Annotated in this window: 12 protein-coding genes; 8 read left to right on the top strand and 4 right to left on the bottom strand. The window is 61.8% G+C overall.

Going from position 1 to position 23,560, the window contains the following annotated elements; translation table 11 throughout:
• Positions 1–34 precede the first annotated feature (34 nt).
• Positions 35–1,102 (top strand): alpha/beta fold hydrolase, encoded by a 1,068-nt coding sequence (locus tag AB4Z19_RS25930; RefSeq protein WP_442036535.1) that lies wholly within the window; start codon positions 35–37, stop codon positions 1,100–1,102.
• 27 nt (positions 1,103–1,129) lie between these two features.
• Positions 1,130–1,909 carry a hypothetical protein gene (locus AB4Z19_RS25925; RefSeq protein ID WP_442036533.1) on the top strand — a complete coding sequence of 260 codons (780 nt, stop codon included), beginning with the start codon at positions 1,130–1,132 and terminating at the stop codon, positions 1,907–1,909.
• Between the two features lie 3 nt (positions 1,910–1,912).
• Here AB4Z19_RS25925 and AB4Z19_RS25920 read toward each other — a convergent pair whose 3' ends face one another.
• From AB4Z19_RS25920 to AB4Z19_RS25905, 4 genes are all read right to left on the bottom strand, one after another.
• Positions 1,913–3,379: a CehA/McbA family metallohydrolase gene (locus AB4Z19_RS25920; RefSeq protein WP_442027648.1), complete on the bottom strand. Its 1,467-nt coding sequence runs from the start codon at positions 3,377–3,379 to the stop codon at positions 1,913–1,915.
• Complete coding sequence (locus AB4Z19_RS25915) at positions 3,369–5,879, bottom strand: TonB-dependent receptor (RefSeq protein ID WP_442036531.1); 2,511 nt, start codon at positions 5,877–5,879, stop codon at positions 3,369–3,371. The genes AB4Z19_RS25920 and AB4Z19_RS25915 overlap by 11 nt, the downstream gene beginning before the upstream one ends.
• Positions 5,880–6,067: 188 nt before the next feature.
• Complete coding sequence (locus tag AB4Z19_RS25910; RefSeq protein ID WP_442022499.1) at positions 6,068–7,675, bottom strand: outer membrane protein assembly factor BamB family protein; 1,608 nt, start codon at positions 7,673–7,675, stop codon at positions 6,068–6,070.
• Between the two features lie 98 nt (positions 7,676–7,773).
• Positions 7,774–8,292 (bottom strand): Lrp/AsnC family transcriptional regulator, encoded by a 519-nt coding sequence (locus AB4Z19_RS25905; RefSeq protein ID WP_442022497.1) that lies wholly within the window; start codon positions 8,290–8,292, stop codon positions 7,774–7,776.
• Positions 8,293–8,418: 126 nt separating this feature from the next.
• Here AB4Z19_RS25905 and hppD point away from each other — a divergent pair, with 126 nt between their 5' ends.
• The 6 genes from hppD to AB4Z19_RS25875 all read left to right on the top strand — a co-directional run bounded on the left by hppD (position 8,419) and on the right by AB4Z19_RS25875 (position 23,497).
• Positions 8,419–9,546 (top strand): 4-hydroxyphenylpyruvate dioxygenase, encoded by a 1,128-nt coding sequence (gene hppD / locus AB4Z19_RS25900; protein WP_442022495.1) that lies wholly within the window; start codon positions 8,419–8,421, stop codon positions 9,544–9,546.
• Positions 9,547–9,722: 176 nt separating this feature from the next.
• Positions 9,723–13,274, top strand: coding sequence for an indolepyruvate ferredoxin oxidoreductase family protein (locus tag AB4Z19_RS25895; protein WP_442022493.1), 3,552 nt, complete (start codon positions 9,723–9,725; stop codon positions 13,272–13,274).
• 221 nt (positions 13,275–13,495) lie between these two features.
• Positions 13,496–16,183, top strand: coding sequence for a TonB-dependent receptor plug domain-containing protein (locus AB4Z19_RS25890; protein ID WP_442022491.1), 2,688 nt, complete (start codon positions 13,496–13,498; stop codon positions 16,181–16,183).
• Between the two features lie 178 nt (positions 16,184–16,361).
• Positions 16,362–17,792 (top strand): S41 family peptidase, encoded by a 1,431-nt coding sequence (locus AB4Z19_RS25885; RefSeq protein WP_442036529.1) that lies wholly within the window; start codon positions 16,362–16,364, stop codon positions 17,790–17,792.
• Positions 17,793–17,873: 81 nt separating this feature from the next.
• A complete protein-coding gene (locus tag AB4Z19_RS25880; RefSeq protein ID WP_442036527.1) occupies positions 17,874–21,662 on the top strand; it encodes a M48 family metalloprotease in 3,789 nt (1,262 codons plus the stop codon).
• 80 nt (positions 21,663–21,742) lie between these two features.
• Positions 21,743–23,497 carry a M14 family metallopeptidase gene (locus tag AB4Z19_RS25875; protein ID WP_442022485.1) on the top strand — a complete coding sequence of 585 codons (1,755 nt, stop codon included), beginning with the start codon at positions 21,743–21,745 and terminating at the stop codon, positions 23,495–23,497.
• Positions 23,498–23,560: the final 63 nt, after the last annotated feature.

Genomic DNA, 23,560 nt, shown 5'->3' with positions numbered 1-23,560 from the left:
AGCTACCGCAAGCATTCGGGCTAAGATGGCGGACATGAAAAAACTCGCCCTCACTCTGGCGCTGTGCGCCGCCATGGCCGGCGTCCGCGCCGCTGATTATCCTGAGCCCGTGCAGGGCGACTTCGTGCTGAAGGACTTCCGCTTCGCCAGCGGGCAGACGATGCCGGAGCTGCGCATCCATTACCGTACGCTGGGCAAGCCGCAGCGCGACAAGCAGGGCATGGTGACGAACGCTGTGCTGATCACGCACGGCACCGGCGGCAGCGGCACGCAATTCCTGCGTCCCGAGTTTGCGGGCGATCTGTTCGTGCCGGGCGGTGTGCTGGACGCGCAGCGCTACTACATCATTCTTACCGACGGCATCGGCCACGGGAATTCGAGCAAGCCGAGCGACGGGCTGCATGCGCGCTTCCCGCACTACGGGTACCGCGATATGGTGGACGCCCAGCACCGCCTGCTGCTGGAAGGCCTGAAGGTCAATCACCTGCGTCTGGTGATGGGCACGTCGATGGGTGGCATGCAAAGCTGGGTATGGGGCGAGCGCCATCCTGACTTCATGGATGCGCTGATGCCGCTGGCCAGCCTGCCGGACCAGATCTCCGGCCGCAACCGCGTGTGGCGCAAAACGGTGATTGACGCCATCCGCCACGACCCGTCCTGGCAAGGCGGCGACTACTCGCAGCAGCCGCAAAGCCTGCGCACGGCGGAGGAGATGTTGTACTTCATGGGCAGCAATCCGATGCTGCGCCAGCAGGCTACGCCAACGCTGGCCGCCACCGACGCCGCGCTGGATAAGTACGTGGAAGAAGGTATGCGCCACGGCGACGCCAACGACCTGCTGTACCAGCTGGAGGCGTCGCACGATTACGACCCGGCGCCGGAACTGGAAAAGATCCGCGTGCCCCTGCTGGCCGTGAACAGCGCCGATGATCTGATCAATCCACCGGAGCTGGGCATCCTGGAAAAAGGCATCAAGCGAGTGGCGAAAGGCCGCGCCATCGTGCTGCCGTACACGCCTGAGACGCGCGGCCACGGTAGCCACACCGTTGCGGCGCTTTGGAAACAGTACCTGCAGCAGTTGTTGGAGCAGACGGCAAAGTAATGCCATACTGTGTCCGGGAGGCGGGTTATGCGCGTACGGACACCAACAGTCGCTGCAGCACTGCTTTGCGGTCTGACTCAGGTCGCAGCCCTCGCTGCGCCCCTTCAGTTTTGCTATGAGGATGCGCCGCAGGCTCCCTGGACCATGCCCGATGGTTCAGGCCTGAATATCGAGCTGCTGAGACGCGTTGCCAGGATGACGGGCGACGAGTTCCAGTTCTTTGCCCGTCCCTGGAAACGCTGCCAGGAGGAGACGCGCGGTGGCCGCATGGATGGCATGATCGGCGGCGCCGATGCGCCGGATCGCCGCAGCTACACCGTGCTGCCTTCACTGGCCGATGGCAGCGTCAATACCGAAAAAGCCATTTATCACGACCACGCCAGCGTCTATATCCGCGTTGGCAGTGGCGTGAGCTGGGATGGCAAGGAGCTGTTTAATCCGCGCGGCATCGTGGTGGCGCAGCGCGGCTACTACGTGGCGGAAATCCTGCAACAGCGCGGCCAGCGCGTGCTCGATACAGTGAAGTCGGTGGAGGATGGCCTGCGCATGGTGGTGGCGGGGATGGCCGATGTGGCGGTGCTTCAGGGGCGAGCGGCGGAGGAACTGGTACATGACGATCCCCGCTTCCGCGGCAAGATCGAGCTGGCGCGCCAACCCTATGTCGATCTGCCGCTATTCCTGCATATCAGCCGCAAGACTTACGATCGCGATCCGAAGCGCATCGAAGCGATCTGGAACGCCATTCCCGTGGTGCGCGCCTCGCCTGAATTCCGCAAGCTGGAACACGAGGCAAGGCGCGAGGACTGACGCTTAGCGGGCGTTCAGGTAGACGGGATTCCCCAGCAAAATCAGCTTGCCTTCGGCGGTGACCACATCAGTGCGCACCCAGTGCGGCTTGCCGTCGCTGGCGTAGCTGAAATCCATCTGCGCATCGTCGCTGTTGATGGCGGCGTCAGGCAGTGGCTGAATTGGCTTGCCATTGTCGGTCACGCGCAGCTTTGCGCCCTGCACCGCGGCGGCATGCACGTGGAACTTCACGGTGCTGCCGGCAGGAACGTTGAGCGTATCGCCCATCATGGCTTCGCTGCCTGCGTGGCGTGCATGCACTTCCAGCAGGCCTTTGCCTTCGCCTTTCACGTCAACGAAGACGTGGCCGGCGCGAATGCCGTCGATGATGGCGATCTGCGTCAGCTCCGCCGCATGCACCACAGTTTGCGGACGGCCCAGGCCTGGTTCGTCGGGACGGTGGCTGTCGCTGCCGCCGATGGCGGTGATGCGGTAGCCTTGATTCAGCTGCTTTTCCCAGAACGGCACGCCGGACCATGGCGTGTCCGCATCCGGACCGTTCACGGCTTCGATGGCTTGTACCAGATGCATATCGGTCGGCTGTTCCCATCCGCAGCCCATGCAGTCTTCACCGGAAGGGCGCACGGGATGGTTGATGGACACCAGGCCTTTCAGCTTGGCCGCCTGCGTCAACAGCGTGTTCCAGTCGGGCGAGGCATCCGGTGCGACCCGGAAGTCCAGCGGTGCGATGGTGCCGAACAGGTTGGCATGGCCGTAGAAGGTAGTGATCTCGCGGCCGGGCATCAGCAGCACTTTGTCGAAATAGGGCTGCAGTTCGCGGATGCCGTGCGTGTGCGCGACGCCGTTATGCTCGGTGATGGCGAGGAAGTCCAGCTTGTGGTCGGCGGCTGCCTGCGCGGTCAGGAACATCGGGCAGGGCACGCTCTTGCCGCTCTGGCTCTTGCAGCTGCCGTCCGATTGTGCGGTGTGGCTGTGCAGGTCGCCGCGGAACCAGGCAGGACCTGGCTTCAGCGGCGCGCGCAAAAGCGCCGGTTCATCGGCGACGTTCAGACCGCGCGAGAACCAGACTTCGGCTTTGTAGTCGGAGTGCGAGGTCTTGCGGATGTTGGGCATGCCCATCAACACGGCCCATTCGCCTTGCAGATGCGGGATCGGCAGGTAGGATGGCGTAGCGTCAACGCTGCTGACCGTGATGGTGTCCTTGTTACCGCCGCTCCAGCCGCGCAGGGCGCCGTCCGGACCGATCAGGCCCAGGTCGATTACGCTGCGTTCGGCCTTGCCGGTGTAGCTGAAACGGATCGTCACGCGCTCCACGCCGGCAGGTACGGTGAAGGGCAGGCGGCGGTAGCGCTGATGATCGCCGCCGTCCAGCGAACCGCGCAAGACGAGGTCCTGCGCGGACGCGGCGCCCCCGGCCGCTGCGAGCAGCAGGGCGAGGGCGGGCAGCAGTTTGGCTGCTTTAGAAGTCATACTTGACCGCCAGACGTACGGTGCGGCCCAGCACTGGACGCGCCAGGAAGGTGTTGGCGCCGGCGTCCGCGCTTTGCAGTTCGCCTGCGCGTGGATTGCCTTCGGTCAGACCCTGCGAGTTGTTCACGTTGTCCACGTAAGCGTAGGCGGTGATGGCAGGGGTAACCTGGTAGCGTGCCGACAGGTTCACCACATGATACGCAGGCAGGCGAACCGAGTTGGCGGAATCGACGAAGCGGGCGCCTTCATATTCCCACGAGGCTTGCAGGCGCAGGCGGTCTTCGAACAGGTTCACACCCGGCACCAGGCGCGCGCTGACTTTCGGCACGCGCACCAGCTGGTTGCCGCTGAAGTCGCGGATCAGCGGCAGGTTGTTGACCTTGTCGGTGTACGTCAGGTTGCGGTACTCTGGCTGCTGCCAGGTGAAGGTGAAGCCCAGATCGCCCCAGCTCACTGGACGCAGCTTGCCTTCCAGTTCCACGCCGTAGGTACGGGTCGAAGCGTAGCCGGTCTGCGGGGTGGAGGTGGAGTTGTTCACATCGAAGACATAGTTCGTGAAGCTCACGTTGTTGTACTTCGAGTAGAACAGGGTCGGGAAGATCTCGTAAGTCTGGCCGCTGTACTTGTAGCCTACTTCGCCCAAATCCATGGTCTGGATGATCGGGGTGGCGGTCGGGCTGGTGATGTAGGAGCTCAGATTCGGCAGGTGGAAGGCCTTGGTCCAGCGGCCGAAGACGCCGAAGTTCGGCGCCAGCTGGTAGTTCGCGCCCAGGGTCCAGCCGGTTTTATTGAAGGTGTGGTCGTAGTAGTCGAACACGCCGGTGCCGGTGCGGATCTTGGACGTAGCGAAGGTGCCCAGGTTCACATTGGCCTGGCGCTCGGTCTGGCCGGAGGTGTTCACCTGTTCCCAGCGCAGGCCGCCGTCAACGCGCAGCTGCGGGTTGATCTGCCATTCGTCAGCCAGGTAGAAGGCGTTGGTCTTCGAGATGCCGTTCGCGTTTTCCGACTCGTAGCCGTAGTTGTAGATGCCGTGGTCGGTGATGGAGCCCAGCGGTTTACCGGATGCGTCCAGGCCTACCAGGTCGATCAGGGGGGCCTGGCTCTGCGCGCCCAGCAGCACGGAGGAGGAATAGCGGCTGAAGTGCTGGTTGAAGCGCGCGTAGTAATAACCCGCGGTCACTTCGTGGCGCTGGCCGGCGATATCGAAGGCGCGCGAGATGCGCAGATCGTTGGTCACTTCTTCCAGCGGCAGGGTCACGCCGCGCAGGCCGCCGACGATGATCAGCCCATTCGGATCGACGTAGTTGGTGCCCGGTTGCTTGGTGTACTGCAGGCCAAGCTGGGTGGCGCCCGGAACATAGGACAGCAGGGATTGCGATTGCTTCAGGAAGGCCGCAACGCTCAGCAGCTGGTTGGCAAACACGCCGTTACGCTGGGTTTCGGTCTTCGAATAGCGCAGGCCATCGGTCAGTTTCCAGTCGCCCAGTTCCTTTTCGATGTTGAGGCTCAGCTGATTGCGGCGCACGTGGGTCCCGTCGCTGTTGTCGAAGTGATAGGTGCCGCCGTTGCCCATTTTCTGGTCGACGATCTGGGTCTGCGGTCCGGCCACGGTGCCGTAGTTGCCGTCAAAGCCGGGGATGGTGCGGATCTCGCCATCCGGGTAGGTGCGCATCGGGATCGCCAGGAACAGCGCGACCTTGTCGTCCAGGTGCTTGGCATCGAAGGTGATGCGGCCATGGTCGATTTCCTTGGTCAGCTTGAGGCGGATCTGGCCACCGTCGTTGGCCTTGAAGCCCGGATCGCGCACGCCGTCGTCCTGGCGGTAGAAGCCGCCGATGCCGATGCCGTAGTCGTCCTTCAGCGGTGTGGCGTACCAGAAGTCCACGCGCTTCATGTTGTAGTCGCCGATGCTGAACTTGATCAGGCCATTCGGGTGGTCGCCGATTTCACGGGAGCGGAAGTTGATCGCGCCGGCCGGTGCGTTGGTGTAGAACACGGAGGACGGGCCTCCGCGCACCACCTCGATACGGTCGATGGTTTCGTCCAGGCGGAAGGCCTGGTCGGCATTCAGGTAGCCCAGCGACGGGTCGTGCTGCACCGGCATGCCGTCTTCCAGCAGGGTGACGGAACCGAAACCGTCCACAGGGATGCCGCGTGCGCGGATATTGCCCGATGCTTCGCCGCCCGACGACTCCACCCAGAAGCCCGGCACCGATTTCATGGCTTCGGTCACGGAGGTCGGCGCTTGCAGGCGCAGCGCTTCTTCGTTAATGGTGGTGATGGAGTAGCTGGCTTTTACCTTGGTGCGCTTGTTTGGCGTACCGGTCACCACCACCACGTCACCGGAAGGCGCGTCGGGCGTGACGGACGCTTCGGCGGCTGGCGCAGCGGCATCGGCCGACTCTTGCGCGTGCAGCGGCAGGGCCGCCATCGTCAACAGAGCGGCGCTACCGCCGGTAAAAGCCGCGCGAATGGCGCGGGCAAGCATAGGATTTGCCACGTGTATTCCCCTGGATGAGTTAGAAAATGGTAAGACCAGTGCAATACCGTTCATAATTGTGAACGATAACAACGGGCGGTACAGTACCAAGGGAATGTGAATACTTGATGACAAGCCACGTGCAGAACACGCAGCTTGTCTTGGGCAGGTCCTAAATTGGTCTTACAACTTATCGACCAGCTCGACGATTACTGCAGATTGATTGCAGCGACCTTGCCGCTGCTGTTGGAAATGTAAAGCACGCCACGATTCGAAATCGATAGGGCGCCGCCTAATGCATAGTTCCACACGGTCTTATGCGTGGCGAGGTCGATCGCCAGCGTCGACGTATTGGAACTGACAAAAGCCAGGTTGTTGGTCAGGACTATATTGTTGAAGCTGGTGTCGTTCTCAGTGCCAACCAGAGTATCGGAGGACCACAGAAGATGACCATCCGCAGGCGAACGCGCTTCCAGTACGCTTCCGTTGGCATTCAAAATGTACACTACGTCCTTAGCGTATGCGGCCATGCCGGAGGAGGGGCCGTTCACAGCCCAGGCCATTGTACGCAAGGTCAGGTCGAAGGCGATCAGTCGATTGCTGTTAACCACAAATCCACGTGTTCCAGCCAGTGCCATGACATTGCCGTCGTAGCCGCTCCATTGATTGCCGACGTCCACGATCTTGAATGCGGTCGCGCCATCCTTCACGTTGACGGCATACAGGGCACCGTTCATGTAAGCGTAGGCATAGTTGTCGTCAACTGCGGGAGTCCAATTGTCGTATTGGGGCAGAGTGTAATTGGACCAGGCGACGGAATGGTTGACAGAGTCGAATTTCACCATGCCGCCGTAGTAGCCACTGTTAGTGTATACGTTCTGGCCGACCACCGTTGGAGCCTTGTACTTCTCCCACTGCGACGACAGCGCAGTCTTGCTTACGAGTGAACCAGTGGCCTGATCGAATTCCCAGAAGTAGGTGTCCTGGTGGCCGGCGGACGTCACATAGACCTTGCCATTGCCAATTGCGACTGGGTTGACCTGGTACAACGTTCCCATATCTTTGCGCCACAGGTCCTGACGGGTTTCTTCGTTGATTGCAAAAACTTCATAGTGCCCAGTGTTTGCGTTATGCGCGACGCCGTACAGCATGCCGCCATCGTGAGCGAATTCGACCGTATCGCCCGGACGACCCAGGAGGCCGGACCAGCGACGTGCAAAATTGGCGGCATTGAAATTAGCTGGAACATAGCCGGTGTGCGCAGCGTTGCCCTGGAAGGTCGTCCAGCCGGCTAGGCCAGGAAGAGCCTTTAGCGGTGTAAGCGCGGTACCTGGCTTGACAGTGACTTGAATCGGGATCTGCCATGGCGAGCCGGTGATCGGTTTACTGCACACCGTTGGATTGTCTTCGCACAGTCGCAATTCAAGACTGGTGGAATACGTTCCAACAGCCAGTATGGAAGAAGTCTGCAAAGTGGCACGGTACTGCAACTGGGACAGTGCTTCCACGTGAACGTCGGTAGAAATGACCCCCTTTTTATCAACGATAGCGATATTAATCGGTGTGCTGATGGTCTTATTGGAAGTGGCAGTGATATTGAAAGACTGCACTTCTCCTTCATAAATCGACAGACTGGTAGTGGGTGGTGTAATTGTCAGCCAGCTTTGTTCTGGACTTGGCGTTGGTGCGACTGGCCCGGTTGGTTGTTGGACGGGGGCGCCGCTGTTGCCGGCATCGCTGCCTCCACCACCTCCGCAGGCGTTAAGAGTCAGGGCCAGTGCAATGGCGGCGCCTATTTTAGCGGTCTCATGGAACATGCGTATTTCCCAAAATTGTTGTTAAAAATAATTACAAAAACAGTAATTATATATTAACCAAGACAATATTTGGAAATGCGCTGGCGCGCCATTCCGAATCAGACCAGCGGTAGGGCGGTCGTGTCTTTCACGCGCTGGAGGGCGAAGGACGATTTCACATCCAGCACCGCCGGGTGGCGCAGCAGGGTGGACATCATGAAGCGCGAGAAGTGGTCCATGTCTTCCACGTGCACGCGCAGCAGATAGTCCATCTCGCCGGTCATGGCATAGCAGGCCACCACTTCCGGCCACTGCTCCACCGCCACCGCAAAGTCGGCGCGCGGCGATGTGCCGCTCGGGTTCACGCCGAGGGCGCGCGCCGTGCCGGCGGTAACTTCGCTATGCTTTTCAAGACGTACATTGACATAGGCCAGCAGGCCGAGGCCGATCTTGTCCGGGTCGAGCAGCGCCACATATTGGCGGATCACGCCTTCCTCTTCCAGGCGCTTGATGCGGCGCAGGCAGGGCGAGGGTGACAAATTCACCTGCTCGGCCACGTCCTGGTTCGACAGGCGGCCGTCGGACTGCAAAATGGACAAAATCTTGCGGTCGGTTTTATCCAGCGCAATCTTGGTCATTATTTCCCCTGTTATTCGTGGTTACGGCAATATTATTGCTCATAACCCTGAAAGCAGGGAAATCTTTGCAATTTAATGTCGCATTCCCGGGACTATACTGTGCGCAATTCAGAACGGGAGACAAGCATGAAATTTACCCCCTGGGAAAACCCAATGGGCACCGACGGTTTCGAATTCGTCGAGTACGCCGCCCCTGATCCGAAAGCGCTGGGCGCACTGTTCGAGCGCATGGGCTTTACCGCGATCGCACGCCACCGCCACAAGGACGTGACCCTCTATCGCCAGGGCGATATCAATTTCATCATCAACGCCGAACAAGATTCGTTCGCGCAGCGTTTCGCCCGTATCCACGGTCCTTCCGTGTGCGCCATCGCCATCCGCGTGAATGACGCCGCCTACGCCTACAAGCGCGCGCTGGAAATGGGCGCCTGGGGCTTCGACAACAAGACCGGTCCGATGGAACTGAACATCCCCGCCATCAAGGGCGTGGGCGACTCCCTGCTGTACCTCGTCGACCGCTGGCGCGGCAAGAACAAGGATGTGGCGCCGGGCAGCATCGGCGACATCAGCATCTACGACGCGGACTTCGTCGCGATTCCTGGCGCTGAAGCCAACCCGGTCGGCAATGGCCTGACCTATATCGACCACCTGACCCACAATGTGCACCGTGGCCGCATGAAGGAATGGGCGGACTACTACGAGCGCCTGTTCAACTTCCGCGAAGTGCGCTACTTCGACATCGAAGGCAAGCTGACCGGCCTGAAGTCGAAAGCCATGACTTCCCCATGCGGCAAGATCCGCATCCCGATCAATGAATCTTCGGACGACAAGTCCCAGATCGCGGAGTACCTGAACGAGTACCACGGCGAAGGCATCCAGCACATCGCTCTGGGTTCGGACAATATCTACAACTCGATCCAGGGCATGCGCGACCAGGGCATCGTGTTCCAGGACACCATCGAAACTTACTACGAACTGGTGAACCGCCGCCTGCCGAACCACGGCGAGCAGCTGGAAGAACTGCGCCGCCTGCGCATCCTGATCGATGGCCACAGCAGCGCCGACACCAACGAGCGCGAACTGTTGCTGCAGATCTTCACCCAGAACGTGATTGGCCCGATCTTCTTCGAGATCATCCAGCGCAAGGGCGACCAGGGCTTCGGCGAAGGCAACTTCCGCGCACTGTTTGAATCGATCGAACTTGACCAGATCCGCCGCGGCGTTCTGGAAGACCCGAACAAAAGCGCCGCGTGATCGCATGCACGGCGGATCGATGATCCGCCCTACGCAGAGTTACCGAAACGTACGGTGACGGTGGTTGCGGCACAAGACAAACGTAGGGCGGGTCATCGACCCGCCGCACCGGCGAACCTCGCATTAAGACGGGGCGCCGGTTTTGCAGTTTTTAGAAAGTATTGGAGACACACCTGATGAACGCACCCGTCAAGAGTGGCGAGCTATCGCCAGCACAGGACATCACCCTCGACGATAAGTGGACCCTGGAGCGCGGCCGCGCCTTCATGACCGGCACCCAGGCGCTGATTCGCCTGCCGATGATGCAGCGCGAGCGTGACCTGAAAGCTGGCCTGAACACTGCAGGCTATATCACGGGCTACCGCGGTTCTCCGGTCACGTCGATCGACATGACCGCGATGAAGACCAAGAAGTACCTGGATGCGCATCACGTCAAATTCCATCCCGGCATGAACGAAGACCTGGCGGCGACTGCCGTCTGGGGCACCCAGCAAACCAATCTGTTCGAAGACGCCAAGTACGACGGCGTGTTCTCGATGTGGTACGGCAAAGGCCCTGGCGTTGACCGCTGCGGCGACGTATTCAAGCACGCCAACAACGCGGGTTCCGCCAAGCACGGCGGCGTGCTGGTGCTGGCCGGCGACGACCACGCTGCGAAATCGTCGTCGACCGCCCACCAGTCCGACCACATCCTGAACGCCTGCGGCATTCCGGTGCTGTATCCGGCGTCGGTGCAGGAATACATCGACTACGGCCTGCACGCATGGGCAATGAGCCGCTACACCGGCCTGTGGGTGTCGATGAAGTGCGTGACCGACATCATCGAATCGGGCGCCGTGGTGGACTTCGATCCGGACCGCGTGCAGATCAAGATGCCGGAAGACTTCGAGCTGCCTGCTGGCGGCCTGAATATCCGCTGGCCGGACACCGTGCTGGACATGGAAGTCCGCATGAACAGCTACAAGTGGTATGCCGCGCTGGCCTACTGCCGCGCCAATAAGCTGAACAAGATCATCTGGGATGCGCCGAAGCCGAAGATCGGCATCATCACCGCCGGCAAGTCCTACCTGGACACCCGCCAGGCGCTGGCCGACCTGGGCATCGACGAACAAGCCGCTGCCGACATCGGTATCCGCCTGTACAAGATCGGCATGACCTGGCCGCTGGAAGCGGATGGCGTGCACGAATTCGCCAAGGGCCTGGACGAAATCCTGGTGGTTGAAGAAAAGCGCCAGATCCTGGAATACGCGCTGAAGGAAGAACTGTACAACCTGCCGGACGGCCAGCGTCCGCGCGTGGTCGGCAAGTTCGACGACACCGGCGAATGGAGCAACCATGGCAAGACCGGCCACGGCGACTGGCTGCTGCCCGCGACCTATGAGCTGAATCCGGCCCAGATCGCACGCGCCATCGCATCGCGCATCGAGCACTATTGCAAGGACCATCCGGTTGCAGCACGCGTGAAAGAGCGTATCGCCTTCCTGGAAGCCAAGGAAGCCGCGCTGAAAACCCTGCCGGTGAAGGCGAATCCGGAAACGGACCGTATCCCTTACTTCTGCTCCGGCTGCCCGCACAACTCGTCCACCAAGGTGCCGGAAGGCTCGCGCGCCATGGCGGGTATCGGCTGCCACTACATGGTGCTGTGGATGGACCGCGAAACGTCCACCTTCACCCACATGGGCGCGGAAGGCGTGACCTGGGTTGGCCAGGCGCCGTTCACCAACGAGAAGCACGTGTTCACCAACCTGGGTGACGGTACTTACTTCCACTCGGGCATTCTGGCGATCCGCGCTGCCGTGGCGGCGAAGGTGAACATCACCTACAAGATTCTGTACAACGACGCGGTGGCAATGACCGGCGGCCAGAACGTGGACGGTCCGCTCGATCCGGGCATGATCTCGCGCCAGATCGCGGCCGAAGGCGTGACCCCGATCATCGTGGTGACCGACGATCCGGACAAATACCCGGACGACTACAACTGGGCCAAGGGCGTGACCGTGCGCCACCGCTCCGAGCTGATGGAAGTGCAGAAGGAACTGCGCGACATGCCGGGCGTGTCGGCCATGATCTACGACCAGACCTGCGCTTCCGAGAAGCGCCGCCGCCGCAAAAAAGGTGAATACCCTGACCCGGCCAAGCGCGCCGTGATCAACGAAGCCGTGTGCGAAGGCTGCGGCGACTGTTCCGTACAGTCGAACTGCCTGTCCGTGGAGCCGCTGGAAACTGAACTGGGCCGCAAGCGCCAGATCAACCAGTCCAGCTGCAACAAGGACTTCTCCTGCGTGACCGGTTTCTGCCCGTCCTTCGTGACGGTGGAAGGCGGTGGCCTGAAGAAGCCGAAGAAAGCCGGTGGCGCCGGTGGCGAGATTCCATCGCTGCCTATGCCTAAGCTGCCTTCGACCCTGAACCCATACGGCATCCTGATTACTGGTATCGGTGGTACGGGTGTGGTGACCGTCGGCCAGATCCTGGCGATGGCGGCCCACGTGGAAGGCAAGGGCGCGATCGTGCTGGATATGTCAGGCCTGGCCCAGAAGGGCGGCCCGGTGATGTCGCACGTGCGTCTGGCCGACAATCAGGCTGACCTGCACTCGACCCGCGTGGGCACCGGCAGCGCCGACCTCGTGATCGGCTGCGACCAGATCGTGACCGCCAGCCGCGATGCACTGAGCCGCATGGGCGAAGGCCGTACTTATGCTGCCATCAACTCCACCGGCGCCACCACGGCTGCTTTCGTGAAGAACCCGGACTGGCAATTCCCCGGCACCAGCTCGCAGTCCGAAATCAAGCGCGCCATCGGTGAGCAGAATGTGGACTTCGTGGATGCCGGCCATATCGCCACCTCGCTGATGGGCGACTCGATTGCCACCAATATGTTCATGCTGGGCTACTCCTTCCAGAAGGGCCATGTGCCGCTGTCGGAAGCGTCGCTGATGAAGGCGATCGAGCTGAATGGCGTGTCGGTTGGCTTCAACAAGTCCGCCTTTACCTGGGGCCGTTATGCGGCGCACGATATCGCTGCCGTGACCAAGATCACGACGCCGGCCAAGGTCATCGAGTTCAAGCGCGCGCAGACCCTGGAAGAAATCGTGAACAAGCGCGTCGAACTGCTGACCGCTTACCAGGACCTGGCTTACGCCAGGAAGTATGTGGAGTTTGTGGAGCAGGTGAAGGCAGCGGAAAGCGCAACCGGCGCCAAGTCCCTGAAGCTGACCGAATCCGTGGCGCGCTACTTCTACAAGCTGATGGCCTACAAGGACGAGTACGAAGTGGCCCGCCTGCACCGCGATCCGGCCTTCCGCGAAAAGATCGCCAATATGTTCGAAGGCGACATCAAGCTGAAGTTCCACCTGGCGCCGCCAATCCTGGCGAAGAAGGACAAGGACGGCCACCTGATCAAGCAGGAATTCGGTCCGTGGATGATGAAGGCATTCGGCGTGCTGGCCAAGTTCAAAGGCCTGCGCGGCACCGCCCTCGACGTGTTCGGCTACACCGCCGAGCGCAAGATGGAGCGCGCGCTGATCGGCGAATACCGCAACACCGTCGCCGGCCTGCTGCCGAAGCTGACCGCGGAGAACCTGGCGACCGCCGTGGCGATCGCGCGTATTCCTGAAGACATCCGCGGCTACGGCCACGTGAAGGAGCGTCACCTGAAGGCCGCCAAGCAGAAGGAAGCATCGCTGTTGGCGGAATTCAGCAAGCCTGCAGCAGCAACGCACGCAGCCTGATTGCTCGCACTTCGACAAAAAGCCGGGGCATGTCCCCGGCTTTTTTACACCCCGCACCTCAAAGCAAGTGGCAGGCACATCGTGCCTGCCACTCGGGTGACGCCGTGGGTTGCCCCCCGATTCGTGAAGAAATTTTTTTTACATAAGCATCTGCCAAAAGATTCGTTCATTAATTGAAATGGAGTTGCTAAGGTTGCGCCTTTGTAAAAAGGACCACTTCAATGCGAACACAATTTCAATTGAAACCGCTGGCGGCAAGCGCGATCGCGCTGCTGTGCGGCGCAGCCGGCCCGACTTGGGCGCAGACACAGGACGCCGCGCCCGCTGCTGTTGTCATCACCGGCTCCCGCATCCCGCGCGCCAGCACCGAAGGCCCTTCGGCCGTTACCGTGATTACCGGCGAGGACATCACCAAACAAGGCTTCAAGAATGTCTTTGACGCGCTGACCAATCAGTCGCAGAACAGCGGCTTCGTGCAGGGCGCCGACTACGGCAATACCTTCACGCCATCGGCCAACGCCATCAGCCTGCGCGGCCTGGGGCCCAACCACACGCTGGTGTTGTTGAACGGACGCCGCCTGGCGGACTTCCCGATTGCGTATGAAGGCACGGTCAACTTCACCAACCTGGCCAATATTCCATCGAGCGTGGTGGAGCGCATCGAGATCCTGAGCGGCGGCGCATCGGCCGTCTATGGCTCGGACGCGATCGCGGGCGTGGTCAACATCATCCTGAAAAAACAGGCGCAAGGCTACGATATCAACCTCAAGGGCGGCACCACCACGCGTGGCGGCGGTGGCGACAGGCGCCTGCAATTCACCGGCGGACAAAGCTTCGACAAACTCAATACGCTGTTCAGCGTTGAGCTGCTGGAGCGCGATCCGCTGTGGAGCGCAGACCGCGACTTCATGGCCAGCAAGACCGGTGTCGCACCGACTTCGGTCCTGGCGCGCAAGAACGTCAGCACCGGCAAGTACGTGGACCTGGGCGACACCTGCTCGTCCATCGGCGATCTGTTTGGCGGCAGCACCGTGAAGTACACGGCCAAGGCGGGCAGCTATTGCGCCAGCCCGAAAGTGGGGCCGACCTACTGGACCACGCAGACCAAGAACAGCAGCCAGAATATTTTCGGCAGCGCCAATTACGAGCTGTCGCCGGCAACCACGCTGTATGCGGAAGCGCTGTATGGCCAGAACCGCAGCACCAACAACACGCGCGGCCCATCGTGGACTTCGCGTTCGGCGACCGACAGCTATTTCTGGAACAGGAACACCGGCGTTTACGAGGCCTGGAGCCGCTACATCTCGCCGGAAGAAATGGGCGGCGTCGACCGCTACAACAGGACCTGGGACGATCAGGCCAGTTCTCTGTCCTTCGGCCTGCGCGGCCAGATTCCGAACTCTTCGTGGAACTATGAAGCGGGCTACACCGCTTCGCTTTACAAGAGCCAGAACCACACGCCGCGCGCGCTGGCCAATATCGACAGCTTCTTCCTGGGTCAGCAGCAAGGCGTGAACGCGGATGGCATCGCGATCTTCGCGCCCGATCCCGCACGCCTGACGAAACGGTTGACGGCGGATGAATTCAATAGCATCACCGGCGAATCGGTCAGCCATGACAAGTCGTGGACCAATACCCTGAGCCTGACCGCCAACGGCGAAGCCTTCAACTTGCCGGCAGGTCCGGTCAAGGTCGCGACGGTGGCGGAGCTGGGCAAGCAGGGCTTTTCCAATGTGCCTGATTCGCGCATCAACGAGGGTTACTTCAACACGCTGGTGCCGTCCGATGTGACTTCCGGAACGCGCAAGCGCTATGCGATTGGCGCCGAAGCCAGCATCCCAATTGTGAAAACGCTGGATGGCACGCTGGCAGGACGCTACGACCGCTACAACTTCGCGGGCCGCAGCGATGGCAAATTCACCTACAACGGCGGCCTGGAATGGCGTCCGCTTACTCAGCTGCTAGTACGCGGCAACTACGCGACCAGCTTCCGTGCGCCGGATATGAATTACATCTACAAGGCGCGCGGCACCGGCTACTACTCGTCCACCACGGATTACTACCGCTGCGCCAAGGCGGGCCTGGCGGTGGCTGATTGCGATTTTGCGAACTACTCGCCGGGTGCGGACTATGTGCAGACCGGCAGCAAGGACCTGCGCTCCGAGAAGGGCCGCTCCACCGGCCTTGGCGTTGTCTGGTCGCCCAGCGCAGACTTCGACGTCTCGCTGGACTACTGGAAGATCCGCATCGACGACCTAGTGACCAATCTGAGCGCCGACAAGCTGCTGCGCGACGAGGCCGACTGCCGCCTGGCTGGCGACCTGACCTCGCCAACCTGCGCCGACGCCATCGCCCGCATCGTGCGCTATCCGGACAATGCGCTGAACAAGCCCGGTGAGATCAAGACCATCCTGGTCAATCCGATCAATGCAGCATCGACCAAGGTCAGTGGTATCGACCTCGCGGCCAAATACATCCTGCGCACTGCGGCCTACGGCAATTTCATCACCCGTGTGAATTATTCGAAGACGCTGAAACAGGAATCGCGCCAGTTCGCGGGCGATCCGCTCAACGACGACAAGAACGACCTGTCCAACTACGACTGGCGCGACAAGCTGAATGCCAGCCTGACCTGGAATGCGGGCGACTGGTCCAACACCCTGTTCGTGCAGCGCTATGGCAAAGTGCCGAATGGCGCGGGCGACGCCTGGCTCACGCCGACCACTTTGGTCAACGCCAGCGTCGTGTACAAAGTGAACAAGCGCACCACCGTTTCGGCCGCGGTCAACAATCTGTTCAACCACATCAAACGGGACGACAGCGCCGGATGGCCGTATTACCCGGTCGGCAACTACAGCCCGGCAGGCCGCCAGGCCTGGCTTGAGCTGAACTACCACTTCGGCTCCTAAGCTGCGACGGCGCCCACAAGGCGCCGTCTTATTACAAGTTTGCTGAAATTGGCGGCAGATGGCGCACTATAATCACGGCATGCAAAATACCGTCTTACTGTTGGCCCTGTGCGCCACCTTGGCCGCATGTGGCGGTAGTGATTACGCTCCTCCGCAAACGCCGGACAATCCACCTCCCGTGCAACCCCCACCGGTCGACCCGCCACCGGTGGACCCGCCGCCGGTGGCCGACGAACCATCGCTGCCTTACTGGAATCGCTGCGAGCATCCGCGTACCGGCTCGCCGGATGGCTTCTTGCCTTATCCCGATGTGCAGGGCACGCTGGCCGACGAGAAGAAGTTTTTGCGCCTGTTCCTGAATGAGACTTATCTCTGGTACAAGGAATTGCCAAAGCTGGACGAAGCCAGCTATACCAGTGCGATTAGCTATTTCAACGCCTTGAAAACGCCGCTGCTGACCGCATCCGGCGCAGCCAAGGACCGCTTCCACTTCACCTATCCGAGCGCGCAGTGGGACGCGATGCAGAAAGGCGTGGACAATGGCTACGGCGTCTATTGGGCGCGCAATGCGGACGGCAAGGCGCCACGCACGTGGCGGGTCACCTACATTATTGATGGCACGGCAGCCCAGCTGGCAGGCCTGAAGCGCGGCGACTTGCTGGTGGACCTGGACGGTATCGATTTCGTGAATGCCTCTGATGCCGACTCGGTCGCAAAACTCAATGCCGGGTTGACGCCCCTGACCGTTGGCGAGCAGCACAGTTTCACGGTGCAGCGCGGCGCGCAGAAGATCGCGGTCACCATGAAATCGGCCCGCATCGATGTCTCACCCGTGCAGAACGTGACGACCATCGACACGCCGACCGGCAAAGTAGGCTACCTAGTATTCAACTCGCACAACACGGCAGCGGAACGAGGCTTGTTCGACGCCTTCAATACTTTGCGCGATGCGCAAGTGAAGGACCTGGTACTGGACTTGCGCTACAACGGTGGCGGCTTGCTGACCATCGCCAGCGAACTGGCATACATGATTGCAGGTCCGGGCCCCACTACAGGCAAAATCTTCGAGCAGACGCTGGACAACGGCAAAGACGATAAGCCTGCGCCGGTCACGTTCCTGAGCAAGACCCTGGGCTATCTCTCATCGAACCCGGCGCCGCGCAATACGGACTTGCCCTACCTGGGCCTGAAGCGCGTGACCATACTCACCAGTGCCGGTACTTGCTCGGCCAGCGAGTCCGTCATCAACAGCCTGCGTGGCGTGGATGTGGAAGTGAACCTGGTCGGTGGCCAGACTTGCGGCAAGCCTTATGCGTTCACGCCTATCCCCAATTGCGGTACGACCTATTTCGCGATCCAGTATCAGGGCATAAACGCCAAAGGCTTCGGCGATTACGGTGAGGGCTTCGCGCCGACCTGCAATGTGGAGGACGATTTCGGCCATGCGCTTGGCGACAAGGCCGAGTCGCAATTGTCTGCTGCGCTGTCGCTGCGCGCCAACGGCAGCTGTCCGGCGCCGGCGGCATCGGCGCGGGCGAGGGCGGCGGCGCCGCAGCAAGTGTTGGTTCCTGCGCGGCCGGAAGTCGCGGAACTCAAAATATTGCAATAAAAAGTAGCTAAAACGACAGTTTCCCGATAAAGTTGCCCAAAGGATACTTGCTTTAGGTATTCGCTAACTAATGGGAAATTTATGTCCGAAGCTGTTTCCAAGCCTTCGGCGGAGATGCTGTCCCAGCTGACCCGTCCGACGGCCTCGTACAAGCGCAGCGCCTACCTTGCGGTGGCTGGCCTGCTGGCCTTTGTGCTGGTGTATTTCGGTCTGGCGGGATGGTTCCTGGCCACGGCCTGGCGCCTGATCCGGTCCGCTTCGCACGCCTCGGGCGGATTCTGGAACTATGTCGGCGCCGCGGTCGCCCTGCTGCTGGCGGGCTTCATGCTGAAGGCGATCTTCTTTGTGCGGAACGCCAAGCCGGAAGGGCTGGAGGAAGTCACGCCGGAGCAGCAGCCGCGCCTGTTCGCCTACCTGCATAAGCTGGCGGATGCCGCTGGTGCGCCGCGTCCGCATCGCGTATTCCTGTCGAACCGCGTCAATGCGGCAGTGTTCTACGATCTGTCGCTGGCGAACCTGATTTTCCCAACCAAAAAGAATCTCGAAATCGGGCTGCCGCTGGTGAACGCGCTGCCGCTGGGCGAGCTGCGCGCCGTGCTGGCGCACGAATTCGGCCATTTCGCGCAGCGCTCGATGGCGGTAGGCCGCTGGGTCTATCTGGCGCAGCAGATCGTGCAGCAGGTGGTGGCGCGGCGCGACAAGTTCGATGCGTTTATCGCGGGCCTCGGCCGCATCGACTTCCGCCTGCTGGCAGTGGCCTGGGCCTTGCAGATTGTGGTGTGGTCAATTCGCTCGCTGGTGGAGTCGGCCTTCCATCTGCTGGTGATGGTGCAGAGTGCACTGTCGCGCGAAATGGAAATGCAGGCCGACCTGGTGGCGGTTTCTCTGACCGGCAGCGATGCGTTGATCCATGCGCTGCACCGGCTGCGCGCGGCCGACGATGCCTGGGACCGCACGGTCGGTTTCGCCATGGCGGAACGCAATCAGGGCAATCCCGCGCGCGACGCTTACGCCCTGCAGCGGCAGATCACCTGGCGCATGGCCGCGATCCTGGACGATCCGCTGTACGGCAACGTGCCGCCGTTGCCGGAGACGCAGCCGGAAGACCACCGCGTGTTCAAGGCGGAGCTGGGCCAGCCGCCCAAGATGTGGCAATCCCACCCGCAAAATCATGAGCGCGAACAGAACGCCAAGCGCCAGTACGTCGCGGCGCGCATCGACCAGGCCAGCGCATGGACGCTGTTCGAGAATGCGCCCGCACTGCGCGAAACCATGACCGCCCGCTTGCTGGCCGGCGCCGAGGAAGCGAAGGAGCCGATTCCTGTCGAAGAAAGTCTGGCGCGTCTGGACCATTATTACGGCCGCGAGCAATACCATGGCCGCTACAGCGGCATCTACTTCGCCCGCAATCTGACGCGCCATGCCGCAACGCTGGCAGACTTGCGTGCGGAGCGCGACAAGGCAGCGCTGGTCGACCTGAAGATGCTGTATCCGCAAAGCCTCGCCCAAGATGTGCGCGAACTGCGCCAGCTGGAGGGCAATAAAGGCCGCATTGGTGCCGTGATCGCGGGCCATCTGGCGACGGAAGGCGGCCGCGTGCAGCTGGATGGCAGGCAGTATCACCGCCGCGAACTGCCGGCGCTGAAGGTGCAATTCGAGGCGCGCATTGCCGAACTCGAAGAGCAGCTGCGCCGCCACACGGCGCAAAGCCGCCGCGCCCATTTTGCCATCGCCCAGCAGTTGGGCCAGGGCTGGCCCGAATATCTGGACAGCTTGCTCGCCGTGCTGCACTACGCGGAGCATACCTCGGCCAATCTGAACGACGCCTACGGCCTGGTGCAGAACACCTTTTCCGTGGTGGTGGCGATTCGCCGCCAGACCGAGAAGAGCATCGACAAACTGATGCTGCACTGCATGGCCCTGCGCGACGTGCTGGAAGAAATCTACAAGGGCCGCACCGACGTGGAGCTGGATGCGGAACTGATGGCGCGCATGGAGATGAAGGAAAGCTGGGCCGTCACCTTGGGCGACTTCACGCTGCCGCATGTGTCGCGCGAGAACATCAACGAATGGCTGAATGGCGTGGCGAGCTGGGTACGCTTCACCGACAACTGGCTGAATTCCATGCGTGCCTGCGCGCTGGAGCGCCTGCTGATGTGCGAGACGTCGCTGGTGCGCCAGCAGGCACTAGGCGTGGCGGGGGAAGCGGCGCCTGCGCCGTGCAAGGTGCCCGCGAAATATGCCGCGCTGGCGGAAGGCGAAGAGCGCAAGCTGCAAACCTCGCTTAGCTGGTGGGCGCGCTTCCTGCGTGCGGACGGCTGGCTGGCCGGCGGTGCACGCCTGGCGGTGGCTGGCGCCATCGTCATTGCGGTGCTGACTGCCGGTGCCCAGCAAGGCGAAACCAATATCATGGTGCTCAACGGCCTGGGAACGGCGGTCGACGTGACGATCGACGGCAGGAGCGTGACGGTCGGACCGGGCGAACACAGGATGGTGGGCGCATCGCCGGATTCTACGCACAAGATTGAGGCGCGCAGCAAGGGCAATCTGATCGAAAGCTTTAGCGCCGATGACGGCAATGGTGTTGGCGTCTACAACGTGGCCGGTGCGATGCCGCTGGTGCACTGGACGGCGTATTACGGTTCCAACCACACGGAAGACAAGCCGCAGATGCTGGGCTCTCCGCGCTGGAGCGGCAGTACGGAAGACGTGCTGTTTGCCGAGCCGCCCAAGAGCGTCTCCAGCCGCACGGGTTCGACGCGCACGGTGCTGGGCAGCGTGAGCGGCGACGATCCGGCGCGCCAGATGGAGTTCGTATCCAACCCGGCGCAGCGTGAAGCCATGCTGCTGGCGCACGCGCGCTGGGACAATCCGGACCATCCGGCCGGCTATGGCTGGCTGCAGCTGGCTTACACCGGCGGCCACCCGGAAATTCTGGCCCAGCGCCTGCATGACACGCCGGACAATGTGACCTTGCGCCGCCTGGAGCAGGACGTGGCCAAGGAATCGCCGGAAGTGTGCGCCGCCGCCCGCGCGCGGGCAGCGGAAAAGCCGGACGACGGCGACCGCGCCTACCTCGCGCTGCGCTGCAACGGCACCGCACCGGCTGACGACGTCAAGCTGGCCGAAGCCATGGCGCGCTGGCCGAAGAATCTCTGGCTGAAAAACATGATGCTGCGCCGCCTGATCGACAATGGCGAGCTGGCCGCGGCCGAGCCTTTGGCGCTGCAGCTGGTTGGCAGGCCGCCTTTTGGCCGGGATGATGCGGAACTGGAGCTGGCGCGTATCCAGCGCTACACCAAAGGCTGGGCCACGCGCGCAGCGACGGTGTCGCCAGACACCATGCTGGGCTGGCTGCAGAAATCCGAGCAGGGTAGCCATCCTCAAGGCTCGCCGGACAACGCCTATGCTGATCTGAACTTGGGGCAGCTCGGCGTGGTTCGCACGAAGATCGATGGCCATGCCGACATTCAGCCGCGCATGCAGCGCCTGGTGGGGGCGTCCGACAACGCCTCCTCCGTGGAGATCAGGCGCGCGCTGGAAGTTCCGCTCGGGCAGGGCATCGATCACGCGACCGTGCTGACCACGGCCGCGCTGGCGCTGCGCACCCAGCACGATCCCGAGCCCTATTTCAAGGCTGCCGAACCGCTGTATGGCGAGCTGGCGCCCAGGATGCGCGAATTCCTCCTGCTGACGAACAAAGGGCGCTTTGCGGAAGCGGAGCAGTCGCTGGTTGGCACACCGCTGGCCGTGCGCGGCATGGCGTACAGCGCGGGCCTGGTGCTGGCCGGTCCGATGGCGCCGCCGCAATGGCGCAAGATGGCGCGTGCCTTGCTGTTTGCGCCGGAGCGTCCTTACTTCCGCGCATAAGCGGACTATAATGCATCGGCTTGCGGGACCGGCCTGGCCGCGTCCCGCTCCTTCAATGAACTTTGCCGGAGCCTGTGCCGATGATGCGTTCTGCTTTGCTGCTGTCCCTCCTTGCCGCCCTCCCTCTTGCCCACGCTGCGCCTGACCTGACGACCGTATCCGAGCGTTCAGGCTTCCAGGCCACGGGGCACTACGATGAAGTAGTCAAACTGTGCGGCGATTTCCAGAAAGCCTATCCGAAAGCCGTTCGCTGTTTCAGCTTTGGCACCACGCCGGAAGGCCGTCCCATGCTGGCGCTGGCCGTATCGCGCACCGGCGCGCTGACTGCGAAAGACGCCAAGGCGCGCAAGTTGCCCGTGCTGCTGGTGCAGGGCGGTATTCACGCCGGTGAGATCGATGGCAAGGATGCAGGTTTCCTCGCCTTGCGCGAAGCGCTGGAGGGCAAGGTTGCTACGGGTTCGCTCGACAAGCAGGTGCTGCTTTTCGTCCCCGTCTTCAATGTGGATGGTCATGAGCGCTTCGGCAAGAACAACCGCCCGAACCAGCGCGGACCGGTGGAAATGGGCTGGCGCGTCACCGCCCAGAACTACAACCTGAATCGCGATTACGTGAAGGCTGACGCGCCGGAGATGCAGTCCATGCTGGCGCTGGTGAACGAATGGGACCCGCTGGCCTATATCGATCTGCACGTGACCGATGGCGCCAAGTTCCAGCCGGATGTGTCGATTCAGGTTGAGCCGGTGCACGGCGGCGATGCGGCGCTGATGAAAGCGGGCCTGGAGCTGCGTGAGAACGTGATGGCCGATCTGCGCAAGCAAGGCTCCGATCCGAAGCACTACTACATTTCCTTCGACAAGACCGACGATCCGACCTCCGGTTTTGTGGACAGCATGTCCACGCCGCGTTTCTCGACCGGCTACTTCCCGCTGCGTAACCGCTTCGCCATGCTGGTCGAAACGCATTCGTGGAAGGATTACCCGACCCGTGTGCGCATCACGCACAACACCATCGTCTCGCTGCTGGAGCAGGTGGCACAGCACGGCCAGACCTGGTCGCGCATGGCGGCGGAAGCGGATGCACGTGCCGCATCGCTGGCCGATATGCCGCTCAGCTACAAGACCACGGACGAGGTCACCATGATCCAGTTCGGCGGCTACGAATACACACGCACGCCTTCCGAAGTTTCCGGCGGCCTGTGGACGAAGTACGATGAGGGCAAGCCGCAGATGTGGACAGTCCCGCTGCGTGATGAGGTGGTGCCCGACTTCACGGTGAAAGCGCCGGCCGGCGGCTATATCGTACCGGCCGCGCAGGCTGCACTGGTCAGCGCCAAGCTGAAGATCCACGGCATCGGCTATAAAGTGCTGTCCACCGCGCCGGGCAGGATTGACGTCGAAACCTTCCGCGCCGAGCACACCAGGTTGTCGCCGAATTCCTTCGAAGGCCACCAGCTGATGACGGTCGACGGCGCGTGGAAGCCGGAGCAGCGCGAAGTAGGCAAGGGTGCATTGTTCGTGCCGATCGCCCAGCCGAAATCGCGTCTGCTGGTGACGATGCTGGAACCGAAGGGCGCCGACGGCTTGCTGGCCTGGGGCTTCTTCAACAACAACTTCGAGCGCAAGGAGTACATGGAAGAGTATGTCGCCGAGGACGTGGCGCGCGAGCAGCTGGCGGCCGATCCTGCGCTGGCCGCGGAATTCAAGGCCAGGGTGGACGGCGATCCGGCCTTCGCCAAAAGCGCCCACGAACGCCTGAACTTCTTCGCAAAGCGCCACGCTTCGTGGGACGAGCGCTTCAACCTCTATCCGGTGTATCGCACTGCCGCGAAGTTCTGACGAATCAAGACGCTGAGTATTTGCGTGGGCGCCGCGCTGGCGGCTTACGCTGTGCCTAGAATG

Source organism: Pseudoduganella sp. RAF19, from assembly GCF_052114165.1.
Lineage (GTDB): Bacteria > Pseudomonadota > Gammaproteobacteria > Burkholderiales > Burkholderiaceae_D > Rugamonas.
The sequence above is the reverse complement of the archived record's forward strand: the minus strand, read 5'-3'. Positions and strand labels throughout refer to the sequence as shown.

Excerpts from the sequence above, each read along its gene's own strand:
- AB4Z19_RS25930 (WP_442036535.1), top strand. The coding sequence starts at position 35 with ATGAAAAAACTCGCCCTCACTCTGGCGCTGTGCGCCGCCATGGCCGGC.
- AB4Z19_RS25925 (WP_442036533.1), top strand. The coding sequence starts at position 1,130 with ATGCGCGTACGGACACCAACAGTCGCTGCAGCACTGCTTTGCGGTCTG.
- AB4Z19_RS25920 (WP_442027648.1), bottom strand. The coding sequence starts at position 3,379 with ATGACTTCTAAAGCAGCCAAACTGCTGCCCGCCCTCGCCCTGCTGCTC.
- AB4Z19_RS25910 (WP_442022499.1), bottom strand. The coding sequence starts at position 7,675 with ATGTTCCATGAGACCGCTAAAATAGGCGCCGCCATTGCACTGGCCCTG.
- AB4Z19_RS25905 (WP_442022497.1), bottom strand. The coding sequence starts at position 8,292 with ATGACCAAGATTGCGCTGGATAAAACCGACCGCAAGATTTTGTCCATT.
- hppD (WP_442022495.1), top strand. The coding sequence starts at position 8,419 with ATGAAATTTACCCCCTGGGAAAACCCAATGGGCACCGACGGTTTCGAA.
- AB4Z19_RS25895 (WP_442022493.1), top strand. The coding sequence starts at position 9,723 with ATGAACGCACCCGTCAAGAGTGGCGAGCTATCGCCAGCACAGGACATC.
- AB4Z19_RS25890 (WP_442022491.1), top strand. The coding sequence starts at position 13,496 with ATGCGAACACAATTTCAATTGAAACCGCTGGCGGCAAGCGCGATCGCG.
- AB4Z19_RS25880 (WP_442036527.1), top strand. The coding sequence starts at position 17,874 with ATGTCCGAAGCTGTTTCCAAGCCTTCGGCGGAGATGCTGTCCCAGCTG.
- AB4Z19_RS25875 (WP_442022485.1), top strand. The coding sequence starts at position 21,743 with ATGATGCGTTCTGCTTTGCTGCTGTCCCTCCTTGCCGCCCTCCCTCTT.